Source organism: Crocosphaera watsonii WH 8501, assembly GCF_000167195.1.
Classification (GTDB): Bacteria; Cyanobacteriota; Cyanobacteriia; order Cyanobacteriales; family Microcystaceae; genus Crocosphaera; species Crocosphaera watsonii.
On the sequence record NZ_AADV02000224.1, the window covers coordinates 1 to 5,597 of the forward strand.

The 5,597-nt window shown below is 36.9% G+C and carries 3 protein-coding genes and 3 pseudogenes; 3 read left to right on the plus strand and 3 right to left on the minus strand.

What is annotated here, in order from left to right:
- The first annotated feature begins 38 nt into the window (after positions 1-38).
- Positions 39-679, plus strand: a pseudogene (locus CWATDRAFT_RS35030) (transposase).
- Positions 680-743: 64 nt separating this feature from the next.
- On the opposite strand, the gene CWATDRAFT_RS29315 reads toward CWATDRAFT_RS35030, so the two are convergent.
- Positions 744-2,021 carry a hypothetical protein gene (locus CWATDRAFT_RS29315; protein ID WP_007308368.1) on the minus strand — a complete coding sequence of 426 codons (1,278 nt, stop codon included), beginning with the start codon at positions 2,019-2,021 and terminating at the stop codon, positions 744-746.
- A 21-nt stretch (positions 2,022-2,042) separates the two neighbouring features.
- Positions 2,043-2,633 (minus strand): 2OG-Fe(II) oxygenase, encoded by a 591-nt coding sequence (locus CWATDRAFT_RS29320; RefSeq protein ID WP_007308367.1) that lies wholly within the window; start codon positions 2,631-2,633, stop codon positions 2,043-2,045.
- A gap of 75 nt (positions 2,634-2,708) precedes the next feature.
- On the opposite strand from CWATDRAFT_RS29320, the pseudogene CWATDRAFT_RS29325 reads away from it, so the two are divergent.
- A pseudogene (locus CWATDRAFT_RS29325) lies at positions 2,709-3,014 on the plus strand (DUF6444 domain-containing protein); the annotation flags it as partial.
- Positions 3,015-3,622: 608 nt separating this feature from the next.
- A pseudogene (locus CWATDRAFT_RS40755) lies at positions 3,623-4,725 on the plus strand (ISAzo13 family transposase).
- Positions 4,726-4,938: 213 nt separating this feature from the next.
- Here the strand turns inward: CWATDRAFT_RS40755 and CWATDRAFT_RS29340 are convergent.
- A complete protein-coding gene (locus CWATDRAFT_RS29340) occupies positions 4,939-5,304 on the minus strand; it encodes a hypothetical protein (RefSeq protein ID WP_007308366.1) in 366 nt (121 codons plus the stop codon).
- Positions 5,305-5,597 lie beyond the last annotated feature (293 nt).

The window sequence follows — 5,597 nt, forward strand, 5'->3', positions numbered from 1 at the left end:
TCAAATATATCTGTGAACTTCATCAAGAAGCTAAAACTTTGTTAGAACAAGGAATCATTTAATTACTACAGATGAAATGACAGGGATTCAAGCTCTTGAGAGATTATTTCCGAACAAAAGAATCAAGCCTAAACAAGTAGAAAAAATCGAATTTGAATATGAAAGACACGGAACTTTAAGCTTGATTGCGAACTGGGATGTGGCAAGAGGAAAAGTTGTTAGTCCCTCTATTGGACCGACAAGAACAGAACAAGATTTTTCTGAACATATCCAGAGAACGATTAAGATTGATGAAAAAGCAGAATGGATTTTTATTGTAGATCAACTCAACACTCATAAATCGGAAAGCTTAGTCAAATTAGTAGCAGAAAGCTGTGGAATTACTATTGATTTGGGGAGAAAAGGAAAGGAGGGGATTTTGCAATCTATGGACAGCAGAGCAGATTTTTTATCAGATGAGTCTCATCGAATTCGCTTTGTTTATATTCCCAAACATACATCGTGGCTTAATCAAATTGAGTGTTGGTTTTCGATCTTAGTCCGGCGTTTACTCAAAAGAATTACTGTCCGTTCAACTGAAGAACTATCCCAAAAAATTCTCAATTTTATTGATTACTTTAATCAACATTTTGCTAAGCCGTTCGTTTGGAAATTTAAGGGCTTTAAAGATCATAAGTGACTGGTGGATTATTTTTGCTAAGCTGCACTAGTCCTCCAGACAAGAACATGAATACTGGATTATATTAATTATTAAAAGTACAGTCTAACATATATATAGGCAGAATTACCGATATAACTGCAACAGGAGCAATTTTAGGATGAAACCAAAAACGTGCTGGATACCGAGATTTTGACACAACGAACATCAAGGATGGTAGTAAAGATGTGGCGAAAATACTAATTAACCCCAGAGCACCGTTGATACCATACTGTATAACCCATAAACTATCAGTCGTAGAAATATTAACTAACTCCCCTGCCGAGTTATAATCGTAAACACGATTTCTCCCCCAACCTCCCCAACCAAAAATAGGTCTTTCTAGTGCTTTTTCAACTAAAATTTCTTCATTATCCAATCGAAATTCTAGAGAACTAAGTCTCTGTTCAGAAATTACTGAAGATAGCAAGTCAAGAAATTGATCCCCCTTTGTACCTGAGACTTGACCAGTTGCTCCTAAGAATAAATAAATAGATATAGAAACAATCAATATTATTAAAAGAATCTTTTTTCTCAGCCATTTTGTACTAAATAGTACCATTAGGCCATAAGCCAAATAAATATAAGCCCCTGTTGATTTAATTAAAATAAAGGTTACAGTGAGGGCTGCAACGAAAAAAGTAATGGGTATATTCCATACTTTTTTCAAAGTACCAGATTGCCAGAACCACCATCCGATTAGTGTAGCTGCCATCATCCACATCCCCACACTAAGTCCATGGAAGAGGAAAACTGTGGGACGATATCCACCTAGACGTATTGACTGAATAAACTGACGTTGTCCCATAAAACCATAAACCATCCTATGTAACTGTGGACTCATTATCACTTCATATAAACACAAAGGCATATAAATTAATCCACTGACAAAAATAGCCATAGCTAGTCTTTTCATGCCTAAAAAATTCCCCAAATAAAGGCGACCTAACAGATAGAGAAAACCATATCTGACCGTTTGACTCAGGGAGGAGGCTAAACCATCATAAACCCCAAGATTGTTGCTAATTGAAGCCATAAAAGGAGATAAACTGCAAATAATGATGGGCAGATCAATCCAACTAAATTTATAGTTTCTGAACCTTTGAAAATCAAAAATAACCGTAGCTATTAAGATGCTATAACAAGTAGCAGACATCCGGGTATAGTCAGGTAATCCTGGGAGAATGAATCCCGTTTTTTGAGGCAAAAACAACCATCCTACTATAAATGATATAACAACTGCTTTTTGACTAGGAAAACGATTGAACAGAAAAAAAACCACTCCTGGCCATAGCAACATGACCAATATAGCTTGAGGACTCATGATAACTTATTCGTAAACAGCTTATTTCTTAAACGATTGACGATATAAATCAATCACAATTGGTGGTAAAAGTTTATGAAGTAAACTTGATCTTTTCCCAGAAGCGGCTTTTTGATTTAAGTTATCACCTGGACGTTCCTTAAAAAGAGTCGAATGATTATTGGAGATTTCTTCAGAGGGTCTTCCGTTACTGTAATAGTATAATGCCAGGGATTTTCGAGTCATTTCTTCTGGACATTTTAACGGATCGGGATGTCCATGATAGGAGAAATCTGAGGTGCTGAAAACGACACAACGATTAAAAATAGGTATAATTTTCTTTTCACAAACGGTCATATCTTGATTCCATAACTCCAAATGACCTCCATATTCTTCTTTCCAATTTTTATTCAGATAAATTAGTAAATTTAAACGACGATCAACTTTCATTTCTTTATGCTTATTAAAGTCAACATGGATCTTTAAAAAGCCTTCCCTTTCGATTTGATGAAGTCCTCCACCTTGAAAATGTGGATCTGGAATAATTCCTGGAATACCTGTCAGTTTTTCTAGAAAACTTATAAAAATTGATGAGTTTAATTGATAAAGTAAAAAGCGAGTAGCATCGCCCATTTCTAGGTAATTGCTCACCGCAATAAAGAATCTGTCTTGACAACATAAAGGTAAAATCGGGGATTTTTATGTATAGTGGGGGTTATGACCACAAATGCTACCATTGATTCAAAGCTAGTTAGAGCTATCGCCGATGAACAGTTGGCGAACAATGTCTTCATGATTGAGTGGCTAGTCAAGGCACAACAACAGTTATCTCTTCAACAAAGACTGATTGACCAGCAACAACAACAAATCTCTACACAACAGCAAGAAATTGAAAAATTGAAAGAAGAGAGAGATAAGCTAAAAAACCGTAACTCAAAAAACAGTTCAGTCCCCCCATCATCAGACCAACTAAAAAAGCCTTCTGACAAAAAGAAACGCAAAAAAGGATTTAAGGTGATTTCCACACTTGAATATACCTGCTTTTCCAATTATTCCCCCCTTTTTAAGGGGGGTTAGGGGGGATCGTAAGGGATCTCCTTTATCAGAAATCACCTTATCAAGGTGCTATAATTTAATAATAACTTTGGGACAAAAGTATGTCAAGACCAAAAATAGATGCTTCGCAATTTGTTTGCCGGTCAAAATTCATACCCACCTAAAATGTGGATTTTTTTGATAGCATTTTTAGGTGGGGACTTCTTTTGACATTTTTGTTAATAATTGTCAATGGGTATAATAGAGAGAAATAAGTTTAAGGAACAAGATGCTTAGGTGATTTCCGAGAAAGCTTTTCCCATAGGGGGTAATAGCTTGGACTAAAGGCTTTCAAGAAATAAAAGGGACAGAGAGTTAGCGGATCTTGGTACACAACTTTAAAATTTCATAATTGGCTTGTCTGAAAAAACAGAAGAAATAGATTAAAATGAAGAGGTAAAAAGATTAGAGAGAGTAAATTGAAGCTAAAACAGACAAATCATCCCTTAACCCCGTCGATGGTCGATGATTTACGTTTAGCAGCCTCAAAAATGACGGGAGCAGAGCGTCGTTCATTTCAAGCTGAAATGTGTCTCAAGTATTGTGGAGGAAGTGCCAGACAAACCGAAATCGTGTTTGGTTGGGGGAGAAAAAATGTTCAACTTGGATTACATGAAAAACGAACTGGGATAGTGTGTTTAGGATTACAATCAGTCAATAGTGGATGTAAAAAATGGGAGGAAAGATACCCAATAGTTGCCCAATCATTGAAAGAAATAGCCGAAGCTCACGCACAACAAAGCCCCACATTTAATAACCCCATTGCCTATACAAGATTAACGGCGGCTGAAGCCATTAAACAATTAAGAAATCTAGGATATAATGGAGAGGAGGTTCCTGCTGCTTCGACAATGGCAGATATTTTAAATCGTTTGGGCTATCGATTAAGAAAAGTGGTAAAAGCTAAACCTAAAAAAAAATCTCGGAGACGGACGCTATCTTCGAGAATATAGAGAAAAAAGATAGAAAAAAAGACCCTTCTGTGAAACGTTTAAGTATGGATTGTAAAGCAACTGTGGAAATAGGAGAATATTCACGTGGCGGACAAACCAGAGGTTATAATCAAGCTCAAGATCATGATATGGGAACTAAAGAAAAATACGTTCCTTGTGGGATTGTAGATGAAGATACAGGGCAACTTTATGTAACTTTTGGAAGTTCTTATAAAACGAGTGATTTCATGGTAGATAACTTGGAGCAATGGTGGACAAGTCTGAGTATAACTGAAAAGCAGCAACTAGAGAACATCCAAATTAAAGTTGATAATGGACCAGAAAATAGTGGAATAAGAAGGCAATTTTTGAAGAGAATGGTAGAGTTTGCCGACCAAACTAAGAAATCTATTCAATTACTATATTTTCCTCCTTATCACAGTAAATATAATCCCATAGAAAGATGTTGGGGAATTTTAGAGAGGCATTGGAACGGAACACTTCTGAGAAATGCTCAAACGATGTTAGCTTGGGTAAAAACTATGACATGGAAAGGCTTAAATCCGATAGTTAAGTTAAGTAAAAAAGTTTATCAAAAAGGCATTTCTTTAACGAAAAAAGAGATGAAGGAAATTGAGAAACGTTTAGAACGTAATCCTCACTTACCTAAATGGGATATTTTGATTAGACCCAGTTAGTCTAAAAAGTTAATAAGAGTGTAAAATTAAGTGAATTTCCTTTTTAAAAATAGTCAAAGCTAATTTAAAAGTTAGCGTATTTCTTTCTTTTAGATAGGGAGGTTTTTGTTCGCGGAAAGTATCCGCGAACAACTTTTTATTTTTCCCTTTTCGCTTATTTGAGATGTTCTACAAACAGATTCTGAGAATGGGTGGGAAACTTTTTCTTGGAAATCACCTAATATCTGTGGCCGTTGAGTTTTGTTCTAACTCACCACTCAAAAGTTCTGGCTGAAATTCTGGTAATTCTTCCGCAACCAACTCAAGAGAGGAAGTTATATCCTCTGCATTTGTGGGGTTTTGTTCATCCTCAGTCATTTGTTGTTCGGCCGCTAAGTCTTGTAGTTGTAAGCGTAATTCAGCAACTTGGTTAAGCTTCCCTTCGGCCACTTGTTGAATAAGGGTGGCTAATTTGCTGGAGGAGGGATAACCCCCTTTGTTAAACCAAGTTTGCCACAATTGACCGAGTTGTTGCAAAGAAGGGGGATCATCCACAGGATCGGGATAGAGTTTAAATAACCCGAAACTTTGATCCTTCATCCAATCTGAAGGTATCTTCTACCAGCGAACTTTGACGACAGTTAATGGCGATAAACTGTCCCGAGGGAAATTATTGGGGGTTGTGAATAAAGCAAACCTATTTTTAAAGGCTACCCCTTTCGGGACGCAAAAGATAGCCTGTGGTAACACCGTTAATGGGAGAAACCCCCGTCGTGCCAACATGTTCTAAAGAGACCTTCGCCCCAAAGTATACTTTGGGATGCCCCATTGGTGTCGCAGACCTGTGTTGAGAACACTTCTGAAGGCGCCATAGTGGGCTTTAAACGGAGAGT